This is a genomic window from Janthinobacterium sp. GW456P (genome assembly GCF_002127655.1).
Taxonomy (GTDB): Bacteria; Pseudomonadota; Gammaproteobacteria; order Burkholderiales; family Burkholderiaceae_D; genus Janthinobacterium.
Genome location: NZ_NEHB01000018.1, coordinates 1 through 22,941, shown reverse-complemented (window position 1 = coordinate 22,941; position 22,941 = coordinate 1). Strand labels below are relative to the sequence as shown.

At 63.9% G+C, this 22,941-nt stretch carries 19 protein-coding genes and 1 tRNA gene; 6 read left to right on the top strand and 14 right to left on the bottom strand.

What is annotated here, in order from left to right:
• Positions 1–4 precede the first annotated feature (4 nt).
• From CBW66_RS17450 to CBW66_RS17440, 3 genes are all read left to right on the top strand, one after another.
• Positions 5–1,762, top strand: a complete 1,758-nt coding sequence (locus CBW66_RS17450; protein ID WP_086140009.1) for a GspE/PulE family protein — start codon at positions 5–7, stop codon at positions 1,760–1,762.
• Positions 1,763–1,830: 68 nt separating this feature from the next.
• A tRNA-Lys gene (locus CBW66_RS17445) sits at positions 1,831–1,906 on the top strand.
• 103 nt (positions 1,907–2,009) lie between these two features.
• Positions 2,010–2,408 (top strand): hypothetical protein, encoded by a 399-nt coding sequence (locus tag CBW66_RS17440; protein ID WP_086140010.1) that lies wholly within the window; start codon positions 2,010–2,012, stop codon positions 2,406–2,408.
• Position 2,409: 1 nt separating this feature from the next.
• On the opposite strand, the gene CBW66_RS17435 is transcribed toward CBW66_RS17440, so the two are convergent.
• The gene (locus tag CBW66_RS17435) at positions 2,410–2,913 is read right to left on the bottom strand and encodes a hypothetical protein (protein WP_086140011.1); all 504 of its coding nucleotides are present in this window, start codon (positions 2,911–2,913) and stop codon (positions 2,410–2,412) included.
• A gap of 3 nt (positions 2,914–2,916) precedes the next feature.
• Entirely contained in the window at positions 2,917–3,963 is a 1,047-nt protein-coding gene (locus tag CBW66_RS29250) for a lysozyme inhibitor LprI family protein (protein WP_086140012.1), read from the bottom strand.
• Positions 3,964–4,137: 174 nt separating this feature from the next.
• On the opposite strand from CBW66_RS29250, the gene CBW66_RS17425 reads away from it, so the two are divergent.
• A complete protein-coding gene (locus tag CBW66_RS17425; RefSeq protein WP_086140013.1) occupies positions 4,138–6,291 on the top strand; it encodes a S9 family peptidase in 2,154 nt (717 codons plus the stop codon).
• 61 nt (positions 6,292–6,352) lie between these two features.
• On the opposite strand, the gene CBW66_RS17420 is transcribed toward CBW66_RS17425, so the two are convergent.
• The 5 genes from CBW66_RS17420 to CBW66_RS17400 form a co-directional block, all read right to left on the bottom strand.
• Complete coding sequence (locus CBW66_RS17420) at positions 6,353–7,645, bottom strand: MFS transporter (protein ID WP_086140014.1); 1,293 nt, start codon at positions 7,643–7,645, stop codon at positions 6,353–6,355.
• Between the two features lie 154 nt (positions 7,646–7,799).
• Entirely contained in the window at positions 7,800–8,531 is a 732-nt protein-coding gene (locus CBW66_RS17415; protein WP_086140015.1) for a BON domain-containing protein, read from the bottom strand.
• A gap of 105 nt (positions 8,532–8,636) precedes the next feature.
• Positions 8,637–9,317, bottom strand: a complete 681-nt coding sequence (locus CBW66_RS17410; RefSeq protein ID WP_086140016.1) for a hypothetical protein — start codon at positions 9,315–9,317, stop codon at positions 8,637–8,639.
• A 153-nt stretch (positions 9,318–9,470) separates the two neighbouring features.
• Positions 9,471–11,192 carry a hypothetical protein gene (locus tag CBW66_RS17405; RefSeq protein WP_086140017.1) on the bottom strand — a complete coding sequence of 574 codons (1,722 nt, stop codon included), beginning with the start codon at positions 11,190–11,192 and terminating at the stop codon, positions 9,471–9,473.
• Between the two features lie 110 nt (positions 11,193–11,302).
• Positions 11,303–11,902 (bottom strand): short chain dehydrogenase, encoded by a 600-nt coding sequence (locus CBW66_RS17400; protein ID WP_086140018.1) that lies wholly within the window; start codon positions 11,900–11,902, stop codon positions 11,303–11,305.
• A 112-nt stretch (positions 11,903–12,014) separates the two neighbouring features.
• Between CBW66_RS17400 and CBW66_RS17395 the strand changes: the two genes are divergently transcribed.
• Positions 12,015–12,932 (top strand): LysR family transcriptional regulator, encoded by a 918-nt coding sequence (locus CBW66_RS17395; RefSeq protein ID WP_086140019.1) that lies wholly within the window; start codon positions 12,015–12,017, stop codon positions 12,930–12,932.
• Between the two features lie 180 nt (positions 12,933–13,112).
• On the opposite strand, the gene CBW66_RS17390 is transcribed toward CBW66_RS17395, so the two are convergent.
• Genes CBW66_RS17390 through CBW66_RS17380 form a run of 3 tightly spaced genes read right to left on the bottom strand, consistent with a single transcriptional unit; the run spans position 13,113 to position 17,383 of the window.
• Complete coding sequence (locus CBW66_RS17390; protein WP_086140029.1) at positions 13,113–14,537, bottom strand: efflux transporter outer membrane subunit; 1,425 nt, start codon at positions 14,535–14,537, stop codon at positions 13,113–13,115.
• Between the two features lie 41 nt (positions 14,538–14,578).
• Positions 14,579–16,177 carry a DHA2 family efflux MFS transporter permease subunit gene (locus CBW66_RS17385; RefSeq protein ID WP_086140020.1) on the bottom strand — a complete coding sequence of 533 codons (1,599 nt, stop codon included), beginning with the start codon at positions 16,175–16,177 and terminating at the stop codon, positions 14,579–14,581.
• A gap of 6 nt (positions 16,178–16,183) precedes the next feature.
• Positions 16,184–17,383, bottom strand: coding sequence for an HlyD family secretion protein (locus tag CBW66_RS17380; RefSeq protein WP_086140021.1), 1,200 nt, complete (start codon positions 17,381–17,383; stop codon positions 16,184–16,186).
• A 144-nt stretch (positions 17,384–17,527) separates the two neighbouring features.
• Between CBW66_RS17380 and CBW66_RS17375 the strand changes: the two genes are divergently transcribed.
• Positions 17,528–18,244 (top strand): TetR/AcrR family transcriptional regulator, encoded by a 717-nt coding sequence (locus CBW66_RS17375; RefSeq protein WP_086140022.1) that lies wholly within the window; start codon positions 17,528–17,530, stop codon positions 18,242–18,244.
• Between the two features lie 23 nt (positions 18,245–18,267).
• Here the strand turns inward: CBW66_RS17375 and CBW66_RS17370 are convergent, their stop codons facing one another.
• From CBW66_RS17370 to CBW66_RS17360, 4 genes are all read right to left on the bottom strand, one after another.
• On the bottom strand, positions 18,268–19,437 hold the full coding sequence (locus tag CBW66_RS17370) for a hypothetical protein (protein WP_139841747.1): 1,170 nt from the start codon (positions 19,435–19,437) through the stop codon (positions 18,268–18,270).
• Between the two features lie 399 nt (positions 19,438–19,836).
• Positions 19,837–19,986 (bottom strand): hypothetical protein, encoded by a 150-nt coding sequence (locus CBW66_RS29020; RefSeq protein WP_170933017.1) that lies wholly within the window; start codon positions 19,984–19,986, stop codon positions 19,837–19,839.
• Between the two features lie 131 nt (positions 19,987–20,117).
• Positions 20,118–21,899, bottom strand: a complete 1,782-nt coding sequence (gene lpdA, locus CBW66_RS17365) for a dihydrolipoyl dehydrogenase (protein WP_086140024.1) — start codon at positions 21,897–21,899, stop codon at positions 20,118–20,120.
• Between the two features lie 10 nt (positions 21,900–21,909).
• The coding region (locus CBW66_RS17360) for a 2-oxo acid dehydrogenase subunit E2 (protein ID WP_172402981.1) at positions 21,910–22,941 on the bottom strand (1,032 nt) is incomplete at its 5' end.

Genomic DNA, 22,941 nt, shown 5'->3' with positions numbered 1-22,941 from the left:
GGCCATGCCCGCTTCCCCTCCTCAACCTCCCGACACGCCGCTGGAATTGCCGCAACTGCTGGCCTGGCTGCAGGAAGACGGCATGCTTGGCGCCGCGCAAGCGGCCGCCATCGCCACCCAGGCCGCCCTGCTGCCGGCGCCCGCCTTGCATCCGCTGTGCAGCATCGCCCACGGCGCACTCACGCTCGATACCCTGTGCGCGTGGCTGGCGCAACGCGCAAGCCTGCCGTATCTGCGCATCGATCCCTTGCACATCGATTTCAGCCAGGTGGCCGACGTCATGACGGCCGGCTATGCGGCCCGCTTCAACATCCTGCCCGTGGAAAGCACCGTGGAGCGCATCGTCATCGCCACGGCCCAGCCGTATGCGCTCGCTTGGCAGGCGCAGCTGGGAAACCTGGCGCCGCGCAAGCTGAGCCTGGTCATCGCCAACCCGCTGCACATCGCCGACGCCATCGCGCAATTTTTCAGTCTGGCCACTTCCGTCAAGGTGGCCCGGCAAGCGTCCACGCAAGACCTGGCGCTGCGCCACAATTTCGAGCAGCTGGTGGAGCTGGGGCGCAACAAGACCAGCCTCGACGCCAACGACCAGCACGTGGTGCGCATCGTCGACTGGCTGTGGCAATACGCGTTCGCCCAGCGCGCCTCCGACATCCACCTGGAACCGAAGCGCGACGCGGGCCTCGTGCGCCTGCGCATCGACGGCCGCCTGCACCAGGCCTACCAGCTGCCGCCCGTGGTCATGCTGGCCATGACGGCGCGCATCAAGTTGCTCGGGCGCATGGATGTGGTGGAAAAGCGCCGCCCGCAGGATGGCCGCATCAAGACGCGCAATGCGCAAGGGCAGGAAATCGAGCTGCGGCTGTCGACCTTGCCCACGGCCTTCGGCGAAAAGCTCGTCATGCGCATCTTCGACCCGGAAGTGGCCGTCAAGAGCCTGGCGGAGCTGGGTTTTCCGCCCGCGGACGCCGAACGCTGGCGCCAGCTGACGGCGCGCACGCACGGCATCGTGCTGATCACGGGCCCCACCGGCTCGGGCAAGACCAGCACACTGTACAGCACCCTGAAGGCGCTGGCCGGCAGCGAAGTCAATGTGTGCACGGTGGAAGACCCCATCGAAATGGTCGAACCGGCCTTCAACCAGATGCAGGTGCAAACCCAGGCCGGCATCGAACTGTCGTTTGCCGATGGCGTGCGGGCGCTGATGCGGCAAGATCCCGACATCATCATGGTGGGCGAGATCCGCGACCTGGCCACGGCCGAGATGGCCATTCAGGCGGCGCTGACGGGGCACCTGGTGCTGTCGACCCTGCATACCAACGACGCGCCCTCGGCCGTCATGCGCCTGCTGGAACTGGGCTTGCCCGCCTATCTGCTGGAAGCGTGCCTGATCGGCGTGCTGGCGCAGCGCCTGCTGCGCTGCCTGTGCCCGGCCTGCAAACAGCCGGGCGGCGCCCCGGACGACGCTGCATGGCAGCGCCTGACGGGCGGCCAGCTGGAACGGCCCCACGCCATGTACCGCCCCGCCGGCTGCGCCATGTGCCGCCACAGCGGCTACCTGGGGCGGGCCGGCATTTATGAACTGCTGAGCGTGACGGAAACGTTCGGCCAGCTGGTCAAGGCGGGCGCCGACCTGCACGCCTTGCGCCGCCAGAGCATCCTCGACGGCATGACGCCGCTGCGCCTTGCCGGCGCGCGCAAGATCATCGATGGCACGACCAGCATCGCCGAAGTGCTGAAGCTCACGGCAGCCCTGCATTGAGCCATAGTCATTTTCGTGCAGGAATGCTTTGCATTCTTTTTCAACTGATATATAATGCGGCCTCTTTCGGGTCGTTAGCTCAGCTGGTAGAGCAGCGGACTTTTAATCCGTTGGTCGCAGGTTCGAATCCCGCACGGCCTACCACGAATGCGCAGTACTAAAAAGCCTATCCTCACGGATGGGCTTTTTGCGTTTCCGGCCACGCGGTTATACTGGCGCTTCGTCTCGCCAGCCCCGAAAGAACCGCATGAAACTTGCCGCCGCCCTCCTCCTGGCCACCGCTTGCCTGTCCGCCCGGGCGCAAGCGCCCATCGTGCTCGACGGCCAGTACAGCACCCGCACGGACGAGATGAGCCTGGAAATTATCGGCAACCGCGTCTGCTTCGCGCCCGACAAGGCGCAATGGGGCCGCTTGCCCCGCCCTGCCGCCACGCACGATGCGTGGTTTTGTTTCAGCAACGACGCCGAGGCGCGCCGGCGGCTGCGCGTGCCCGCGCGCCAGGCCGACAATTGCGGCTGGCAAGCGCGTGCGCGCATCGTCATTGACACATATCAACCGTACGTCGAACAAGGCGACGGCAACGACATGGCGCGCCTGGCGTCCGTGGTGAAAGTGGCGCAGCCAAACGCCATCGCCTGCGAATGAATCAACCGAGCTCGTTTTCCTGCAAATAACGGGCGAACAAGTCGCCATCGGCCAGCGGACAGGCCAAGCCCGCGCCCCAGTCGGCCAGCAGCAACTGCGCTTTCAAGGGCAGCAGCAACAGTTGCGGCATGCCATCGCTGCACCACAGGTCGCACACGATGCCCTGGTCGTCCAGGCCCGCAAACAAGGTCTCCGTCTTGTCGCCGCCGAAGGCCAGCACGTTCTTGCATTCCACCCGGTAACTGCTGTAGCCCGTGTAGACGGCGTCATACGGCGGCAAGGCATCGGCCAGCGCCAGGCGCAGCTGCTCCGCCGTCAGGCCCAGCGCGCGCAGTGGCGACGGTGGCGCCTTGATGACGTACATGTCCGTCCAGCCGGCGCCGCTGCGGTGCGCATCGGCAAACGCCTGCTGCTCGCCCATCTGCGTCACGCAGTGCTGCAAGTTATCCAGCGGCAGCAGTTCGATCATGCAAAAATCGTCTTCGTGGTAGTACGCTTCGCGCATGCCTCAATCCTCCAGCAAATCGTGCAGCTGCGCATTGCGCCGCGACGTCAGCAGGCCGGCCCAGGTCTCGCTGGTGACGGACGGATAGCGCACGGCGCCAAAATTCATCCAGGCATCGCGGTAGGCAAGCCACAGGCGCTGGGTGGCGCGGATGCCGTCCTTGTCCACGGCGCCCGCATGGGGCTGCGCCGGCTTTTTCATCAGTTTGCCGTAGATGGCGTTGAGTTCCTTGTCGAGCGCCGCCGCCTGCTCCTTCGTCATGCTGGCCGGCAGCTTGCCCGCTTCATACTCGCGCAGCTCATGCGCCAGCAGATCGAGTTCGGCCGTGCGGGCCGCAATGCTCTGGGCGGCGCGCGCCGTGCCGCTCAAGTCCGTTTCATAGGCCGCGCGCGCATCGGCAAACTTGCTTGCGGCCGCCTGCAGCTTTTGCAGCGACGCTTGCGCCACGGCCGGCATGCTTGCGCTGACCTTGCCTGTCGCCTGCGTGCGCGCGCGCTGCTTTTGCCGCGCATCGATGGCGCTGCACACGCCCATCATGTAGCCGCTGGTGATGTCATCGCACAAGTCGATCATGCCGCGCCCGCTGGCATTGATCTTCTGCAAGTGTTCAATGCGGCCCTGCATCTCGGCCGGCGCCGCGTCGATGCTGCACGCATACTTGAGCGCCAGCAGCGGGTCTTTCTGCACGCCCTGCCCATTCTGGTACAGCATCATCAATACGGCGCTGTTCTGCGTTGCCATCGCGCAATGGCGCGCAGGACGCCAGTCGGCCGGCTTGGGCGAGGACATACTCTTGGTATCGTAATACAGGTCTGTTGCCTGGCATTGCTGCAAGGACGCCACGGCGGACGGCGCCGGCAGGTCGGCCGGCGGCGGCGCCGCATCCTTGACCTTCAGGCAGCCCGCATACCAGGCCGTGCTTTCCGCATGGCCCACGCCCATGGCGCTGGTGTTCGGGTAGGGAGCGGGCGCAGCGGCAAAAACCGGGGCCGCCAGCAGGCAGCTTGCGCCCAGCAAGGCCGTTTTCAATAAGGGTAGACAAATTTTCATGTTCAATCCGCGCCAGCCTGAGTAAAGCGGCAAGTTTAACTGATCGGATACGCGCTGCCCGCCCGATACGCGCCACTCCCGTCTGGTAAGTAACGGTTCATGGCCTTGGCAGTGGCCGAATCGATGGGCAATAATGTTGCCCGCTGTACTTTTTTCACTACCCGGACCACGCCCATGACCTCACCCCGTCTTCGCCGTTCCCTCGGCTCCCTGCTGATCGCAGCAGCCTGCGCCTCGCTGGCCCACGCCGCCGATACCAAGGCCGGCACGCCAGTTGCCGCATCGCAAACGCAAGCCAATGCCAAACATGCCATCACGCATGAAGACGTGTGGCTGATGAAACGCGTGGGCGCGCCCGTCGCCAGCCCCGATGGCAAATGGGCCGTGTTTTCCGTGGTCGACAGCGCCTACTCAAGCCAAGAGCAATGGTCGGACCTGTGGATCAAGTCCCTGCTGGATGACAGCCCCGCGCGCCGCCTGACGTATTCCAAGGGCGGCGAAAGCGCCGTGGCCTGGTCGCCGGACAGCCGCCAGCTGGTCTTCGTTGCCAAGCGCGACGGCGATGAAGCGGGCCAGATTTACCGTCTCGACGTGGCCGCCGGCGGCGAAGCGCAACGCCTGACCTCGCTCACCCTGGGCGCGCGCATGCCGAAGTGGAGCCCTGACGGCAAGCAATTGCTGTTCATCAGCGACATCTATCCTGGCAACAAGACGGAAGCCGACGTCAAACAAAGCGCGAAAGAGCGCAAGGAGCGCAAAGTCAGCGCCCGTTCGTATGAAACGACGGCACCGCGCTATTTCGACAAATGGCTGACCGACAAGCAGGTGCGGCTGTTCATCGTCGATGCGCAAGCTGCGGCGACGCCGCGCGACATCCTGTCGGGCACACAACTGGTGGCGCTGCCGGGCTTTGGCGGCGGCCAGGGCGACGAAGGGCAATCGCTCGATGCCGTCTGGACGCCGGACGGCAAGGCCGTCGTCTTCAACGCGGCCACCAACCGCGATGCGGCCCAGCGCGAAGCCGTCTATTCGCAGTTGTACCTGCTGCCCGTGGCGGGTGGCGAGGCGCAGCGCCTCACGCAGGACAAGCACAGCTATGGCTCGCTGAAATTCGCGGCCGACGGCAAGACCCTGTTCGCCTTGAGCGACGCGCAAACGCCCGGTAAAGTGTATGACGTGAAACGCCTGGCCAGCTTTGCCTGGCCGATGAGCAACCCTGCGCCAGCCATCCTGACGGCCAAGCTGGACCGCTCGATTTCACGCTACGTGCTGCCCGAAGGCGGCCAGCGCGTCATCTTCAGCTATGAACATGCGGGCCTGGAAAAACTGTACTCGATCGATGCCAGGGGCGGCGAGGTGCGCGAAGAGCCATCCTTGCCAACGGGCACCATCAACTCGCTGAGCAGCGGCGGCAAGGCCCTCGTCGGCGTGTGGGAGTCGGCCATCAATCCGCCGGAAATCTATGCGTTCAACGGCAAGCAGCCGAAACGGCTGACGGCTTTCAATACGGACAAGGCAGATAAAATCGACTGGCAGGCGCCCGAGCACTTCTGGTTCACCACGGCAGACGGCCGCCGGATCCACAATATGCTCGTCAAACCCGCCAACTTTGACCCGAACAAGAAATATCCGCTGTTTACCGTCATCCACGGCGGCGCCGCCAGCATGTGGCGCGACCAGTTCGTGCTGCGCTGGAACTATCACTTGCTGGCCAAGCCTGGCTACGTCGTGCTGCTGACGGACTACAAGGGTTCCACCGGCTATGGCGAGGAATTCTCGCGCTCGATTCAGTTCGACCCCTTGAAAGGTCCGGGCGATGAAGTCAACCAGGGCGTCGATGCAGCCATCAAGAAATACCCGTTTATCGACAGCACCAAGCTGGCCGCTGGCGGCGCCAGCTATGGCGGCCATCTGGCCAACTGGCTGCAAGCGACCACCACGCGCTACAAGGCCATCGTCTCGCACGCGGGCGAAATGGATTTGATCATGCAGTGGGGCACCAGCGATGGCGGCTTCGGCCGTGAAACGAATGCGGGCGGCCCCGTCTGGTCGAACCTGCCCGTATGGCGCGATCAAAGCCCCATCATGCAGGCGGGCAACCACGAAAAAGGCACGGGATTTACCACCCCCATCCTGATCACCGTGGGCGAACTCGACTACCGCGTGCCGGCCAACAATGCCTTGATGAACTTTGCCGTGCAACAGCGCCTGAATGTGCCGGCGAAATTGCTGGTGTTCCCGGACGAAAACCACTGGATTTTGAAGGGCGAGAACAGCCGTTTCTTCTACAGTGAAGTCGAAGGATGGCTCGCCAAATACCTCAAGTAAATCCTGAAACGTGCTTGAAAAAATGAAAAGCCGGGCTCCGCATAAGCGGGCCTGGCTTTTTTCATGCCGGCTGGACAGCGGCCACGGCCGCCTTCTGGCGGGCGATCGCCAGCACCATCAGCGCGGCGACGAGGCAGGCGGCGCCGGCCGCGAACAGGGCCGGGTTGTAGGTCAGCATCAGGGTGCGGATGCGGCCCGCGCCATACGCGGCCACGGCGGCGCCCAGCTGGTGGCCCGCGAAGATCCAGCCGAACACCATGCCCGCCCGCTCCCGGCCGAACGTGGCGCCCACCAGTTTCACGGTCGGCGGCACGGTGGCGATCCAGTCGAGGCCATAGAACATGGCGAACAGCGACAGGCCGTACAGGGTGAATTCCGAATACGGCAGCCAGAACAGCGACAGCCCCCGCAAGCCGTAGTACCAGAACAGCAGTTTGCGGTTGTCATAGCGGTCCGACAGCCAGCCGGACAAGATCGTGCCGAACAGGTCGAACGCGCCCATCATGGCCAGCACGGAAGCGGCCGGCACGGCGGACAGGCCCGAGTCGCCGCACAGGGAAATGAAGTGCGTCTGGATCAGGCCGTTGGTGCTGAGGCCACAGATGAAAAAGGTGCCGAAGAGTATCCAGAAGGTGCGGTTTGCCGCCACGCTGCGCAGTATCAGGAACGGCGTGGCAAATGTCATTTTCGCGGCCACTGGCGCCGTCAGGGGCGCGGCCGGATCGGCGCCGTAGGGACGCAAGGCCACGTCCTGCGGACGGTTGCGCATGCACAGGAAGGCCAGCACGGCGACGATGGCACTAGCGGCAAACACGGGCATGACGGCCGCGCGCCAGCCGTAGTGCTCGATCAGCCAGGCGCCCGCGGGCAGGAACAGCAGCTGCCCCGTGGCCGAGCTGGCCGTCAGCACGCCCACCACCAGGCCCCGGTGCGTCTCGAACCAGCGGTTGGCCACCACGGCGCTCAAGACCAGCGCCGTCATGCCCGAGCCCAGCCCCAGCAGGATGCCCCACAGGGCCACCAGGTGCCAGAACTGCGTCATGCGCGTGGCCAGCAGCATGCCGGTGGCGATCAGGCCCAGGGCCACGCAAATGATATTGCGCAAGCCGAAGCGCTCCATCAGGATGGCGGCAAACGGCCCCATCAAACCGAACAGCACGAAGCGCACGGCCAGGGCCGAGGAAATCTGCTCGGCATCCCAGCCGAATTCGCGGCTTAGCGGCTGCATCAGCGCGCCCGGCAAGCCCAGCGCGGCCGACGACGTCAGTGCCGTGAGGAAAGTAATGGCGACGATGACCCAGGCAAAGTGGATGCCGCGCCGCTCCAGCCATTGCGAAAAGGGAAGAGAAAGCATGCTGTCCTCATGAGAAAAAACGGATGCCGGCCACTACCAGCCGGCGGGATTTTTCTCATGTTATATTATGATCGTAATTTATACAATCAAAAAACTGGAGCGGCACTGCTGCGTGCCGCTCCAGTCCTGACTTTAACGCTGCGCAGAATGTGGCTTACTTCACCTTCAAGCCATTCTTCACATCCGTCACGCCTTCCACGCCACGGGCCAGGTCGGCGGCTTTTTTCACTTGCGCCTGGGAAGGCACGAAGCCGCTGAGCATGACGACGCCATTCACCGTTTCCACGTGCACGTCGAGCGCTTTCAAGTCATTGTCCTTGACGAGATCCGCCTTGATCTTGGTAGTGATGACGGAGTCGGCCACGGCCGTCTTGGTGCTGCCGGCCGCGTTGCGCGTCACGCAGGCGGCCTTGGCCGGCGCATCCATGGCGTCGCAATTCTCCTTCGTGGTGGCGGGCGGATTCTGCGCCACGTTGGTGCCGGCTTTGGCGCCCGTATTGGCGTCGGCCAGCGCGGCCGTTTTCGCCGCCTTGGCATCGTTCATGCACGTGGTTTTGTCGGCGCCCGTGCGGTCGCCGCACTTGGCCTTGGCCAGGTCATACTCGGCATTGGCGACATCCTTGCGGGCCTTGGTCAGCTCGCGCGGCGTGTTGCGATATTCCGCCACGGCGTCCGAATCGGCCTTGGCACGCGCCACCCTGGCCTCTTCCACGCAGACTTTTTTCGCATTGCCGCTGTGGCTGTCGCAGGCGGCCTTGGCCTGTTTGTAGTCTGCCGATGCCTTGTCCGTCAAACTCTTGTACGAGGCATCCTGCGCATACGCGGGCGCGGCGGCAAGCAGGGCGCTGGCACTGGCGGCCAGCATGAGTGCGATCATTTTGTTCATGATGGTTCCTCTCTGGTTAGTTGATGCCCAGATTAGACCCCTGTCGGACGCAAAGCTCCGTGCGACAGCACACGCTGACAAGCCATTCATCTTAAAAATGCAGCATCATTTGTCGCCGCTCAAGCCCTTCCGCCACAATACTTGCGCCTGTACAAATGGCGAAGCGGACTCATCAAACACACCTGCGCCATCGGCCAGCGCGAGCCAGCCTTGCGTGGCGTGCGAACCGCCTGCGGCGCGCACGCCGCGCATCCAGGCCAACACCTCCCTGTACTGCCCGGGGTGGCGTCCATGCATCCAGGCCAGGGCCACCAGGTCCGCGTACCCTTCTTCGCGGCGCGTCTCGCGCAGCTCCTGCGCCAGCGGTGTCAGCTTGCCCGGCTGCAGGCTCGATGGCTCGACAAAGCCGCGCGGCAAGACGTGCCAGTCGCCCTGCGCATAGCGCCGGCAATGGCCGATTTCATGCGCCGTCATCGCTTCGATCATCAGGGCGTGGCGCGCGGGCCGTACATCTTGCAAGACGCCCTCCGCCTGCGCATTGCCGCGCAAGGACAGCACCAGCTTGCAGCGCCCTGCTGCATAGCCCAGCGCCAGTGGCACCGCGCCGGGCGCATCCTGGGGCTGCACGATGATATCGATGGGCAAGCCCTGCGTGCGCGCATAATCGATGACGGGTTTTCCCGCCTGCAGCCAATGGATTTCCAGTTCGGTGAGCTGGGCGGCGGCCACTGCAGGCAAAGAAAATAAAGCGATGAGCAAGCTCATCAACAAGATCGGTTTCAGCATGGGATCGGCGGGAAGCAAGGAGGATTTACCACTGCAGAGTAAGCGGTGAAAATATTTCCACAAGGAAAAACTGGCAACTTTTCGCAAATAAAGACGAAAAAAAAACCGGCGCGGATGCGCCGGCTTTCCAGACTGATAACGATCAAGCCAGGTTTATTTCTTCGCCGATTGATCCAGTGCGCGGGCCGTGACGAATTCCGGGCGGATATCGTTGGGCACGGCCTTCATCTTGTCGAGCGCCACCTGTACCTCAGGGCGGATCACCACGTACTTCGTCATTATCGCTTGCGCGCGCGCATAGTCGCCCGTCGCCTCGATGGTCAGGAATTCACGGTCCAGGTCGATCACGGCCTGTTTGATCTTCGCAAAGTCGACGCCGAATTTGCCGTCGCCCAGCGAGACGAAACCGCCTTTGTCGAGGATGTAATTCATCTGGATGGCCATGCCGCGCGCATGCGAATCCGTCAGGCCGAAATGCAGGGTGCGGAAACCCGATGCCAGGAAAGTGTTGTACAGCTTGCGCTCGGCCGCCTCGCCCTGGCCCAAGGTATCGTTGAGCTGGCCCTTGTCCATCATGTAGCGCAGCGCGAACAGGCCCGTGATGTCGGCCTTGGCTTCCTCGATGGTGGAATACGCTTCCTTCAAGTCCTGGCGCGGCGTCGATGGCTTACCATCGACCACGGTCGCGTGCGGACCCAGGCCGTGCATGATTTCATGCGCGAGGATGTGCGTAAAGAAGGAATTGAAATCGACATCCTGTTGCGCCTCGGGCGTCAGTACCAGTTTCGAGATCGGCGTCAGGGTGGCCTTGAACTTGGCTTCCTGCACGTTCTTCAGCATCACGCGCTTGGAGCCGCGCGCGCTGATGATGCGTTCGTCATTGGGCAAGTTGTAGGCGGCCGTCTGCACGGCCATGTTGCCGTCGCCGGCGCCATACACCTGGTTGACCACCACCATCGGCGCCAGCGCGCCCACTTTCAGGTTGCGGTAGCGGGCATCGAGCGGCAGGTTGTCTTCCAGTTCCTGCATGTGCTTGGCGAAGAAATTGAGCTTTTGCGTTTCCGCCTGGTCGCGGATGTTCACGTACGCCTCGAACGCGGCCTTGTAGCCGAACAGTTCGTCGTTATACGTTTCATACGGGCCGATGGTGATGTCGACGGGCGAGTCGAGGTCCATCCAGGCGAAGTCGGACGGTAAATAGTCGTTGTCGAGGAAAGCCTTGGCGCGCAAGGTGAGGAATTTCTTCAGCGATGCGTTGTCCGTGGCGGCCGCCGCTTCGTCGAGCAATTTGGCCAGCTGTTTCAGCTCCACCTTGTATTCGTCCGAATATTTGACGGTCTGGTATTTGCCATCCTTGCCCGCGCGGATGGTCGTGAAGAACCATTGCGCCTGCTGCTTGTCGTCCGCCGGCAAGCCGTTCATCCACGTTTCCAGGCTGGCCTTGGTGGCGCCCTGCGGATAGAAATTGCCCGCTTCCGGCTTGTGCGCGGGAATGGCGATACCGGCGTAGCTGGCCGGCATGAACGAGGCGTGCGCATCGAGCACCGACCACGGTCCCTTGTTGATCCAGAAATAATTCAGGCGCGCCTGGCCCAGCGCGGATTTGTCCTTCTTCAGGGCGGTCCACAACGCTTCATTGCCGGACCAGCGCTGGCGCAGCTGCAGCACGTCGACCAGCTTGGCCGCCTCGACCAGCTTGGCGATGGCCTGGCGGTCGCCTGCGGACAGGTGGGTGACGTCGGCCGTCAGCGCGACGGGCGCATAGCGGGCGCTCATGGCCGTCAGTTGTTGCGCGCTGGCCGGGGTGGCTGGCGTTGCGGCGCAGGCGCTGCCGACGGCGGCGGCCATCAGCAGGGGAATCAGGAATTTTTTCATGGAAGTCTCGGTTGGATTTTTCTCAGGAGCGGCTGGCGCGGATGGCACGCCAGCGCTTTCTTGTTCAGCCTGCGATTGTCCCACCTGCCCCCATGGCATGGCAAGCGGGCCTACCAGACCTTGTACACCTGCCCCGTCTGCGCCCCTTCCACGCTGCGGCTGTAGGCCAGGGCGACGCGGCTGGCGGCGGCCGGCTCGAAGCCGTAAAAGAAGGGGCCGTAGGACTCCAGCGATTCGGCCAGCACCGTCGGGCTGACGACATTGATGCGCACGCCGCGCTGCAATTCAATGGCGGCGCCGCGCACGAAGCCTTCCACGGCGGCATTCGTCATGCTGGCGGCCGTGCCGAAGCGGATAGGCTGCTCGGCCACGATGCCGCTGGTCAAGGTAATTGAGCCGCCGTCGTTCAGGTATTCCTGCGCCACCAGCGCCACATTGACCTGGCCCATCAGCTTGCTGTCCAGGCCCAGGCGGAATTGCTCGGGCGTAAATTCAGCCAGGGGGCCGAAATGCAGCTTGCCTGCCGTGACGACGACGGCGTCGACCTTGCCGATGCGCTTGAACAGGGCGCGCACTTGTGCGATGTCGCCCATGTCGGCCTGGTGCGTACCGCTGCGGCTGCCCACTTCGATGATTTCATGGCGTTGCGCCAGTTGAGCGGCGACGGCCGTGCCGATGGTGCCGCTGGCGCCGATGATGACGATTTTCATGTTGCTTCCTTGTGTGGGTTGAACGATGGAGCCAGTATGCGCCGCTTACAAAAAGGAATAAATACGCTAGAATTTACAAGATTACCAACCCACAGTTTGCAATCAGGATGCCATGGATAAATTGCGCAGCATGGAGATTTTTGTCGCCGTCGTCGATGCGGGCAGTTTCACGGCCGCCGCCGAGGCGTTCCAGATTTCGCCCGTGATGGTGGGCAAGCACATCAAATACCTGGAAGAGCGGCTGGGTGCGCGGCTGCTGGCGCGCACCACGCGGCGGCAAAGCCTGACGGAAATCGGCCAGCAGTATGCGGAACAGTGCCGCCAGATCCTGGCCAGCATCCATGCGGCGGAACGGGGCGCGGAAGCCATGCGCGCGGCGCCGCGCGGCAAGCTGAAAATCACGGCGCCCGTGTCGTTTGGCAGCGAGTGCATCGCGCCGCTGATGGCCGACTACCTCGATGCGTATCCGGAAGTGAGCCTGGAACTGAACCTGAACGACAGGACGGTGGACCTGGTGGAGGAAGGATTCGACGCGGCCATCCGCATCGGCAAGCTGGAAGATTCGGGCATGGTGGCGCGCGTGCTGCGGCCGTATGCCATGGTGATCTGCGCCGCGCCCGCCTACCTGGCCAGACACGGCACGCCGCGCACGCCGGCCGACCTGGCGCGCCACGAATGCCTGGACTTCATGCAATGGACGCGCCACGTGCGCTGGCGCCTGGCCAGGAGCGGCGACGACGATGGCAGTCCCGTGCGCGAGAGCCGCTTCCGCTCGAACAATGGCCAGGCGCTGCGCGTGGCGGCCCTGCACGGCTTCGGTATCGTCATGCAGGCGGAGATCCTGATGGCCGGCGATATCGCCGCCGGCAGGCTGGTGCCGCTGCTGGACGGCTACGTGCCGGCGCCGCGCCCCATGCACCTCGTGTATGCGCGCGACCGCCAGCCCACGCCGAAGCTGACGACCTTCATCGATTTTCTGCTGGAACGCTACGGGCCGGCGGCGACACCGCCACCGGCCACGCTCACGTAACTAGTTGGATAGCCTTGTCATTTGTTGCTCATGGTTGACCTTGCGACACCAGAGAAAACCGTAGCGAGCGGCAGCGATTTGTGGCCGAGAAGCGCAACCGTACTTTAGTACGGGGGCGCCGAGCCGGTGAGCATCGCCGGCCGCAAAGCGCGACGCGCAGTAGGTTTTATCTGGTGTCCCTCAATGCTGCCAGCCAGCGCCCAGCGAGCGGGCCACGGCGACCGTCGCCAGCAGGCGCTGGGTCTTGATCTGCGCGGCGGCGCGGTCCGCTGCCAGCGAACTGCGCTGCGCATCGGTGACGTCCAGGTAGGTCGAGATGCCGCGCTCGTAGCGCGTGCGCGCCACCAGGTAGGCGCGCGCCGCCGCTGCCTGCGACTGGGCTTGCGCGTCGCCCTGCAACTGGCGCTGCTCCACGTCGGACAGCGCATCTTCCACTTCGCGCAAGGCCGTCAGCAGCTTCGTTTCATGGTTCGCCACGGCTTCCGCATAGCGCGCCTTGGACAGGTCCAGATTCGCCTGATTGCGGCCGCCGTCGAAGATCGGCAGGGACAGGGCCAGCGGGCCAAAGCTGAACTGGCGCGAACCGCCCTGCGCCAGGTCGCGCAGTTTTTCCGAAGCGTAGCCGAAATTGCCCGTCAATTGCAGCGACGGATAGAACGCGCCTTCGGCCACGCCCACTTGCGCGTTCGCCGCGCGCAGGCCCGCCACGCTGGACACGAGGTCCGGACGGTGCGCCAGCAGGCTGGCGGGCAAACCGACGGGAATGGCGGGCGGCAGCGGCAAGATGGACGGATCGGCGGCCACCGGCAATTGCAACGCCGACGGCGGCTTGCCCGTCAGGGTGGCCAGGCTGTTTTCCAGCTGATTGCGCTGGCGCTTGACTTCATGCAGGTCGGCCTGCGCGTTCGACAGTTCGACTTTCGCGCGCGCCAGGTCCAGCTCATTCGTCAGGCCCGCATTGAAGCGCGCCTCGACCAGCTGCGCCGACTCGCGGCGCGTGTCGAGCGCGCCATTCAGGATGGCCATTTCCGCGTCCAGGCCGCGCAGCTGCCAGTAATTGCTGGCCACTTGCGACGACAGCATCAGCAGCACGCCGTCGCGGTCGGCCTGCGCCGCCAAGGCTTGCGAATCGGCCGCTTCGACCATGCGTTTTACACGGCCCAGCAAGTCGACTTCATACGACAGCGAGCCGCCCACGGAGAAGTTATTGCCGCTGATCGAGCGGTTGCCCAGGGCCAGACCTTGCGAGGTGTTGGCCGAGGTGCGCGAGTTCGAGATGCCCGTGCTGACGTTCACGCTCGGGCCCTGGTTGGCGCGCGCCGTGCCGCTTTGCGCCAGCGCCTGCAGCAGGCGCTCGCCCGCCGCCTTCACGCCGGGATTGTCCTGCAGCGCGCTTTGCTCCAGGCGGTTCAACGTGGCGTCGCCGTAGATGCTCCACCACTCTTTGGGCAACTGCGCGGCATCCGCGGCGGCCGCGCCGTGGCGGAAGGTGTCGCTGCCGGCCACGTTTGCCGGGGCGGTGAAATCCTGGCCCACGGTGCCGCAGGCGGACAGCGCCACGGCGAGGGAAGCGGCCAGCGCGATTTTCGTCAATACTGTTTGCATAATGTGTACCTTCTTGTTCTTGAGGTGGCTGCGTGCGGCGCTCAATGACCGCCGCCACCGCCACCGGGGGCTTTGAGTTTGTCGGCCAGCCACAGGGGCACGATACAGGCCAGCAGGATGGCGCCGACGAGGAAGAAGCCGTCGTTGTAGGCCATCACATACGCTTCGCGGCGCACGATGCCGTCGATCGCCTGCAAGGCCTGGTTGCCGGCCGTGACGGCGTCATAGCCCTTGGACAGGAACGATGACGTCAGCTGGTCGATGCGCAGCTGCGTGGCGCTGGAATACGCGTTGATCGCTTCGCCCAGGCGCTGCGAGTGGAAATGCTCGCGCGTGCTCAGCGCTGTTGCCAGCAGGGCGATGCCGATCGAGCCGCCCAGGTTGCGCGTCATGTTGAACAGGCTAGAAGCGGACGCCATGTCCTTCGGCGCGATGCCCTTCATGGCGAAGTTCGACAGGGTCAGCATGACGAAGGGCTGGCCCAGCGCGCGCACGACCTGCGACCACAGCAGCTGGTCGTAGCCGGTGGACGCGTCCATGTAGGCATTCATCATGCACGAGCCGCCGAACAGCAACAGGCCGAACGAGCACAGGATGCGGTTGTCCACCACGGACGACAGCTTGGCGACAAACGGCATGATGAACAGCTGCGGCAAGCCCACCCACATGATGACTTCACCGATCTGCATCGGCGAGTAGCCGGCGATCTGGCCCAGGAACAGGGGCAGCAAAAAGGCCGAGCCATACAGGCCCATGCCCGTCACCGCCGACAGCACGGTGGCGACCAGGAAGTTGCGCTGGCCGTACAAAGCCAGGTTGACGAAGGGCTCGGCGCGCGTGGCGCTGGTGACGACCCAGCCCAGGATGCCTGTCAGGGCCAGTGCGGCGAAGGTGATGATGAAGCCGGAGTCGAACCAGTCCTTCGAGTTGCCCTCTTCCAGGAAGATGGTCAGGCAACCCAGGCCCAGGGCCATGAAGAAGATGCCCAGCCAGTCGGCCTTCCAGAACAATTTGAGCTGCATCGGCTCCTTGTCCAGGCCATAGATCATGCCGGCGATCAGCAGCACGCCCGGTACCCAGTTGATGTAGAAGATCGAGGGCCAGCCATACAGCTCGCTCAGATAGCCGCCCAGGGTCGGGCCCATGGCTGGTGCCAGGGTGGCCGTCAGGCCGAAAATGGCCATGCCGACGGCGCGCTTGGAAGCGGGCAGCTTGAGCATCACCAGGGTGAACGCCATGGGGATCAGCGCGCCGCCCGTGAATCCCTGCAGCATGCGGAAGACGATCATGCTTTCCAGGTTCCAGGCCGCCCCGCACAACGTGGAGAACAGCAGGAAGAAAGCGGTGGTGCCGATCATGTAGGAGCGCAGTCCGAACACGCGCGCCAGCAGCGCGGTGAGGGGAATGACGATAATTTCAGCCACCAGGTAGGCCGTGGAAATCCACGAGCCCTCTTCCTGGGTGGCCGACAGCGAGCCAAGGATATCCTTGAGCGAGGAGTTCGTGATCTGGATGTCGAGCACCGCCATGAAGGCGCCCAGCATGCCGGCGCCGACCGCCAGCCAGGTGCGCCCGGAGACTTTCTCGTTGATCACGGGAAACGCTGGCGGCTTCGCCAGCGTGGTGGAGGAGCTGCTCATGGAAGCTTAGCGGGTGGCGGTCTGGGCGGCGGGAGCGGCGGCGTGGCGCGCGGCCTTGTCCTGGGCCGGCTCCGGCTGGTTCACTTCCACTTCGGCGATCACCGACATGCCCGGCACCAGACGACCATTCATGGCCTTGATGTCTTCCGGCTGGAAGACGATTTTCACCGGTACGCGCTGGACGATCTTGGTGAAGTTGCCGGTGGCGTTATCGGCCGGCAGCAGGGCGAATTGCGCGCCCGAGGCAGGGGCGAAGCTGTCCACGGTGCCCACCAGTTTCTTGCCCGGCATGGCGTCGATACTCACGTGCACGCTCTGGCCGCGGTGCAGGTCGGCCAGCTGGGTTTCCTTGAAGTTGGCGGTGACCCAGACGTTGTCCTGCACGATGGCCGTCAATTGCTGGCCAGGCTGTACGCGCATGCCCGTTTCCACGTTGCGCTTGCCGATGCGGCCGGCGACGGGGGCCAGGATGCGGTTGTATTGCAGCTGCTGCTGCGCGTCCTTCAATTGCACGCGCAGCACGGCCACTTGCGCCTTGGCCACGTCGCGCGCGGCTTGCGCCGCACCGATCTGCGACTTCGCGGCGGAGGCGCTGTCGCGGCGGGCGGCCAGGTCGGCCACGGCGCTCGAACGGGCCGCGTTGGCCGCGTCGAGTTCCGCTTTCGAGACGGCTTTCATCTGGCTCGTGTACAGCTGGCCGTAACGCTCGGCATCCTGTTTCGCGCGCAGCAATTGCGCATCGGCTTGCGCCACTTGCGCCTGGGCGGCGCTCGCTTGCGCCTGCACTTGGGCGATCTGCGCGTCGGCCTGCAGCACTTGCTGCTCGGCGCTGGCGATCTGCGCGGCGATCTGCTCGGTTTTCACGCGCTGATCGAAGGGATCGAGTTCGGCGATCACGTCGCCCTCTTTCACGATTTGATTGTCATCAATAAAAACCTTGGTGACGACGCCGGAAATACGCGCCGAGACGGGATGCACGTGGCCGGCCACATAGGCGTTTTCCGTTTCCACGAAATAGTGGCTGCGGTACCACATGCGCGCGCCGGCACCCAGCGCCACGAGGACGATCAGGCCGGCGATGATTTTCACGCGGTTGTTCGGTGGTGCGGAGCTGGCGGCAGCGGCGGGCGTGGAAGGTGCGGCAGGGGCCGCGGGTGGGACGGCGCTCAGCACCTTGTGCTCTGCTTGGCCTGGCTGGTTGGACATACTCGCTCCGAAAATGAAATGATATAGGTTCATTATTGGGCAAAGAAAAGCCAAAGTCAAGAAATGAAACGATTGCATTTCATTTTAATTTGCACTACAGTGTAAGCCATCACTTACCTTCCCACTTATAAAGAGACCCAGACCATGTCCGATCCCGGCCTCAGCGACACCTTGCCTACCGATAAAGAATCCGCCGACACCCAGGAGATTTCCTGCTGCGGCAAGCCAGCCGGCAGGCCGCGCGCGGCCGACATGGAAGCGCGCATGGAGAACCTGCTGCACACGGCCGGCTGCCTGTTTCTGGAAAAAGGGTATGGGAAGGTCAGCCTGGAAATGATCGCCCGCGAAGCCCATGTGGCCGTGCGCACGATTTATGTGAAATTTGGCGGCAAGTCGGGCTTGTTCAACGCCGTGGTGGACCTGCGCCGCGCCGCTTACTTCTCGACCATGCCGGCACTGGAAACGGATATGCGGCCCCTGCCCGCCATTTTGAGCGAGTTCGGCCTGCTGTTTGTGCAACTCGTTACCATGCCGGCGGCGATCCGCCTCAATCGCATGGTGGTGGCGGAAGCGGCCACGCACCCGGAACTGGCGGAAACGTTTTACAAGGTGGGGCCGGGACAGACGCGCGAGATGCTGACCAAGTTTTTCAGCCGGCCCGACATCGCGCCCCTGTTTCGCGCGGAGCTGACGCCATCGGTGCTGGCGCTGCACCTGCTCAATTGCCTGCTGGGCGACCAGATGTCGCGCCTGCTGTTTCCGCCGCCGGCCCAGCCCGACGTGGCGCAATTACGCACCAAGGTGGCGGTCAGCCTCGACCTGTTCCTGCACGGCACCCTGCGCCAGCCGCTGGCGGCCTGACGCGGGACGGATGGCCCCGGAAGTCAGCCAGGACGGCTGCAGTCTTCCGGCGGCGCCGCTTCGACCTGTTCATCGTTCAAGCCCAGCGCACGCAGGAAAGGCTGGGCCGCCGACGCCCCATCAACGCTGAGTGAAGGCTCACTTCCATCGTAGCGGTCCGGGCCGTAGCGCATCAGGTCGAACGAGGTTTCAAAGCGTTGCGCCAGGAAATACGTGCGGAAGTAATCGAAGGAAAACGCCACCTGGCCATCGGCGCACAGCAGCAAGCCATGCGCATAAAGCGGCGCCAGCCAGTCCCCGGCCGCCATGGTCCAGCCCTTCACGCCGCAATAGTCACTGACAAAACGCTCGAGCTCCGCCTCGCTGAGGAACACGCTCTTGGCCTCGAACATCACGAACGCCAGTTCGATGAGGAATTCGCGCGCGTCGGCAGCGACGCCGGCATCCTCGCGCCGTTGCGCGCCCGCCTTGCACAGCAAGCCATCGAGATAGGCGCGATCGCCTGCCAGCTGCGGCAGCAAGGTGGCAAACACATACTCGGCATCCACCTGCCCCGTTTCCTGGCCGTTCGGCGTGTACAACACTGACAGGGCGAAGTTCTTGCTCACGTCATCAAACTCGCGCAGCGACACCGTCCACTGCGCGCCTGCCCCGCCGCCATCAGCCTCGCCCGTGCCGAACTCGAGCACGGAAAATGCCGCCATCTGGCCATTCGCACCGTACAGGCTGCCTGGATTGCTCTTGAACAGGATGCCCAGCGACTTCATCAGCGAACTGGCATCGCCCGTATGCTGGTGACCATGGAACACGGCGTGGATATTCTTGTAGTGCGCGCGCTGCTCGGCACTGGCGTGCTCGTCGGCAGAGAAAAAGCTGAAGCCGGCATTGCCCAGCGCCGCCGCGGCGACACCCTGCGCGCGGCTGCCCGGCACCAGGTAGAAACGCGCACCGGGCAAGCTGGCCGCCTGCAGCAAGGGGCGCAAGAAGTATTCGTAGACGTACACGGGCGTCGTGCCGGCACAGGCGTCCGGCGCCACCAGCTGGCCTGTGAAGAAAATCGCATCGATCCACTTGCCCGCCGCGAGGATAGCGGCCACATCCTGGTACAAGGCATGCAGCATCACGGCTTGCTCTTGCTCATCAGCCCGGCGCAAACGGACATCGGCGATATGAAGGGCGGTAAATTTTCTCATCGTTGCAAAACTTTCTTAGAGCCTATCCCAGTAGGGAGCGTCTTCTGCTGGCAGTGCATCAGGAGCGCGGACAAGGCGTGAGGAGGATGCATGGCGAGCCACGCGACGACGATCAACGCAGTCCCCGCTTCTGAGGGCGCCAGCAGGGGATGTATTCATCTGCCGGGACAGGCTCCTGCTACAGCGGAACTTGACCGACTCCCACGCTGGCAACATTGCTGGAAAAATCGCACGTTTCCATAGAAGCAAAACATGGTTACAGACCGCCATTCTGCCATTTTTTCCATACGGCAATACTCACCAATTTTCACATGCTGCCGCCGCGCCACGGTTTACCCTGCTGAAGGTCAAGGGAAATAAAAAAAACCGGGAACACGTCCCGTTTTTTTGTACTGAAAGTTAATTTTTTATCAGCGCCTGCGCGGCGGCGGCAAGTCCGTGCACACGCCTTCGTATGCTGCGGCGCGCTTTTGCCAACCTGCCGATCGACTCGCCCAGGGTCGGGTGCGGGTGGATGGTCTTGCCGATGTCGGTGCCGTCGCAGCCCATTTCGATGGCCAGCGCGATCTCGCCGCTTCATCGTTCACCTGTCGCCCGCGTGCGTGCCGGCGATGGTTGGATAGTAAAAAACCCCGCAATCGCTTGCGGGGTTTTTAGTGTTACGACATAGCGCTACAACATCAGCGCTTGCGCGGCGGCGGCAAGTCCGTGCACACGCCTTCGTACACTTCGGCGGCCATGCCGATCGACTCGCCCAGGGTCGGGTGCGGGTGGATGGTCTTGCCGATGTCGGTGCCGTCGCAGCCCATTTCGATGGCCAGCGCGATCTCTCCAATCATGTCGCCCGCATGCGTGCCGACGATGGTGCCGCCGATGATGCGGTGCGTTTCCGCGTCGAACAGCAGCTTGGTGAAGCCTTCGGCGCGGCCGTTGGCCACGGCGCGGCCCGAGGCGGCCCACGGGAAGTGGCCTTTCTCGACCTTGATGCCCTTGGCTTTCGCTTCATCTTCCGTGATGCCGGCCCATGCCACTTCCGGATCCGTGTAGGCGACCGACGGGATCACCTTGACGTCGAAGTGCGATTTCTGGCCGGAAGCCGCTTCCGCGGCCACGTGGGCTTCATGCACGGCCTTGTGCGCCAGCATCGGCTGGCCCACCAGGTCGCCGATGGCGAAGATGTTCGGCACGTTGGTGCGCATCTGGCTGTCGACTTCGATGAAGCCGCGGTCGGTGACGTTCACGCCGGCCTTGTCGGCGGCGATCTTCTTGCCGTTCGGGCTGCGGCCCACGGCGACGAGCACGAGGTCGTAGACTTGCGGCGCCGGTGCGGTGGCACCCGCTTCGGCCGCTTCGAACGTGACCTTGATGCCTTCCGGCAGTGCCTCGACCGCGACCGTCTTGGTCTTGGTCATGATGTTGTCGAAGCGCTTCTCATTGAACTTCTGCCACACTTTCACCGCGTCGCGGTCCGCGCCCTGCATCAGGCCATCCATCATTTCGACCACGTCGATGCGCGCGCCGAAGGTCGAATACACAGTCGCCATTTCCAGGCCGATGATGCCGCCGCCGATGACCAGCATGCGTTTCGGGATCTGGCGCAATTCCAGCGCGCCCGTCGAATCGACGATGCGCGGGTCTTCCGGCACGAATGGCAGTTTCACCACGGACGAACCGGCGGCGATGATGGCTTGCTTGAACTGCACGACCTTTTTAGAACCGTCGCCTGCCGTCACTTCGATGTGGTTCGCCGAGAGGAACTGGCCCACGCCGGTGACGACTTGCGTCTTGCGCGCCTTGGCCATGCCGGCCAGGCCACCCGTCATGTTCGAGATCACGCCTTCCTTGTACTTGCGTACCTGGTCGATGTCGATCGTCGGCTTGGCGAACGTCACGCCCGTGTTGGACATGTGCGCCGTTTCATCGATCACGGAAGCGACATGCAGCAGCGCCTTCGACGGGATGCAGCCCACGTTCAGGCACACGCCGCCCAGGGTCGCATAGCGCTCGACGATGACCGTCGACATGCCCAGGTCGGCCGCGCGGAACGCCGCCGAGTAGCCGCCAGGACCGCCACCGAGCACCATCATGTCGACGTCGATGTCGACCTGGCCGCTGTAATTGCCGGCCGGGATGGCGGCGACCGCGGCCGGTGCCGCCGCTGCCGGAGCGGCTGCGGCAGGCGCAGGAGCGGACGCCGGTGCGGCTGCCGGAGCTGCCGCGCCTTCCGCCGCTTCCACCACCAGCAGCGCGCTGCCCTCGGCGATCTTGTCGCCGACCTTGACTTTCAATTCCTTGACGACGCCTGCGTGGGTCGACGGGATCTCCATGCTGGCCTTGTCCGATTCGACCGTGATCAGGGACTGGTCCACCTTGATGGTGTCGCCCACCTTGACCATCAGTTCGATGACTTCGACTTCCTTGAAGTCGCCGATATTCGGTACTTTTACCTCTACTGTGCTCATCAATCGCTCCTTACAGCAGAATTTTGCGCATGTCGGCCAGGACTTCGCCGAGGTACACGGAGAATCGCGCGCCCATCGCGCCATCGACCACGCGGTGGTCGTAGGACAGCGAGGTGCCCATCATCAAACGCGGCTGGAAGGCCTTGCCATCCCATACCGGCTTGATCGAGGCCTTCGACAGACCCAAAATCGCCACTTCCGGCGCATTGACGATAGGCGTGAAGTGCGTGCCGCCGATGCCGCCCAGCGACGAAATCGTGAAGCTGGCACCCTGCATGTCGGCCGGTTTCAGCTTGCCTTCGCGCGCCTGAAGCGACAGTTCCGTCATTTCGCGGGCGATCTGCGAGACCGACTTCTGGTCCGCGCCCTTGATCACGGGTACCACCAGGCCATTCGGCGTGTCGGCCGCGAAGCCGATGTTGTAGTACTGCTTGAGGATCAGGTTTTCGCCCTTGGCGTCGAGCGAGGCGTTAAACGCGGGGAATTTCTTCAGCGCGGCGACGGAGGCCTTGATCACAAAGGCGAGCATGGTCAGCTTGGCCGCATCCTTGTTCTTCGCATTGGCCGCGTTGGTGTCGACGCGGAACGCTTCCAGGTCCGTCACGTCCGCTTCGTCGAACTGCGTGACGTGCGGGATCATGACCCAGTTGCGGTGCAAATTCGGACCCGAGATTTTCTTGATGCGCGACAGCGGCAGCAATTCGGTCGCGCCGAATTTACTGAAGTCCAGCGACGGCCATGGCAGCAGGTCCAGACCGACGCCCGAACCGCCCTTGGCAGCCGGTGCGCTGGCAGCGCCTGGCGCGGCGACGGCGCCCGACATCACGCCCTTGACGAAGTTCTGCACGTCTTCCTGGGTGATGCGGCCCTTCGGACCGGAACCGCCCACGCGGGCCAGGTCCACGCCCAGTTCGCGCGCGAACTTGCGGATCGATGGCGACGCGTGCGCCAGCTTGCCGTTCACGGCAGGCGCGGCGGCGGCAGGTGCAGCGGCAGGCGCGGCAGCGGCGACCGGCGCCGAAGCGACGGCGTCGGCTGGCGC

What these genes read in the sequence shown, in the direction of transcription:
- CBW66_RS17415 (WP_086140015.1), bottom strand. Translation starts at nt 8,531, where the DNA reads ATGAACAAAATGATCGCACTCATGCTGGCCGCCAGTGCCAGCGCCCTG.
- CBW66_RS17380 (WP_086140021.1), bottom strand. Translation starts at nt 17,383, where the DNA reads ATGTCCAACCAGCCAGGCCAAGCAGAGCACAAGGTGCTGAGCGCCGTC.
- CBW66_RS17420 (WP_086140014.1), bottom strand. Translation starts at nt 7,645, where the DNA reads ATGCTTTCTCTTCCCTTTTCGCAATGGCTGGAGCGGCGCGGCATCCAC.
- CBW66_RS29020 (WP_170933017.1), bottom strand. Translation starts at nt 19,986, where the DNA reads ATGGGCTGCGACGGCACCGACATCGGCAAGACCATCCACCCGCACCCG.
- CBW66_RS17375 (WP_086140022.1), top strand. Translation starts at nt 17,528, where the DNA reads ATGTCCGATCCCGGCCTCAGCGACACCTTGCCTACCGATAAAGAATCC.
- CBW66_RS17405 (WP_086140017.1), bottom strand. Translation starts at nt 11,192, where the DNA reads ATGAAAAAATTCCTGATTCCCCTGCTGATGGCCGCCGCCGTCGGCAGC.
- CBW66_RS17440 (WP_086140010.1), top strand. Translation starts at nt 2,010, where the DNA reads ATGAAACTTGCCGCCGCCCTCCTCCTGGCCACCGCTTGCCTGTCCGCC.
- CBW66_RS17370 (WP_139841747.1), bottom strand. Translation starts at nt 19,437, where the DNA reads ATGAGAAAATTTACCGCCCTTCATATCGCCGATGTCCGTTTGCGCCGG.
- CBW66_RS17410 (WP_086140016.1), bottom strand. Translation starts at nt 9,317, where the DNA reads ATGCTGAAACCGATCTTGTTGATGAGCTTGCTCATCGCTTTATTTTCT.
- CBW66_RS17385 (WP_086140020.1), bottom strand. Translation starts at nt 16,177, where the DNA reads ATGAGCAGCTCCTCCACCACGCTGGCGAAGCCGCCAGCGTTTCCCGTG.
- CBW66_RS17450 (WP_086140009.1), top strand. Translation starts at nt 5, where the DNA reads ATGCCCGCTTCCCCTCCTCAACCTCCCGACACGCCGCTGGAATTGCCG.
- CBW66_RS17390 (WP_086140029.1), bottom strand. Translation starts at nt 14,537, where the DNA reads ATGCAAACAGTATTGACGAAAATCGCGCTGGCCGCTTCCCTCGCCGTG.
- CBW66_RS17395 (WP_086140019.1), top strand. Translation starts at nt 12,015, where the DNA reads ATGGATAAATTGCGCAGCATGGAGATTTTTGTCGCCGTCGTCGATGCG.
- CBW66_RS17425 (WP_086140013.1), top strand. Translation starts at nt 4,138, where the DNA reads ATGACCTCACCCCGTCTTCGCCGTTCCCTCGGCTCCCTGCTGATCGCA.
- CBW66_RS17435 (WP_086140011.1), bottom strand. Translation starts at nt 2,913, where the DNA reads ATGCGCGAAGCGTACTACCACGAAGACGATTTTTGCATGATCGAACTG.
- lpdA (WP_086140024.1), bottom strand. Translation starts at nt 21,899, where the DNA reads ATGAGCACAGTAGAGGTAAAAGTACCGAATATCGGCGACTTCAAGGAA.
- CBW66_RS29250 (WP_086140012.1), bottom strand. Translation starts at nt 3,963, where the DNA reads ATGAAAATTTGTCTACCCTTATTGAAAACGGCCTTGCTGGGCGCAAGC.
- CBW66_RS17400 (WP_086140018.1), bottom strand. Translation starts at nt 11,902, where the DNA reads ATGAAAATCGTCATCATCGGCGCCAGCGGCACCATCGGCACGGCCGTC.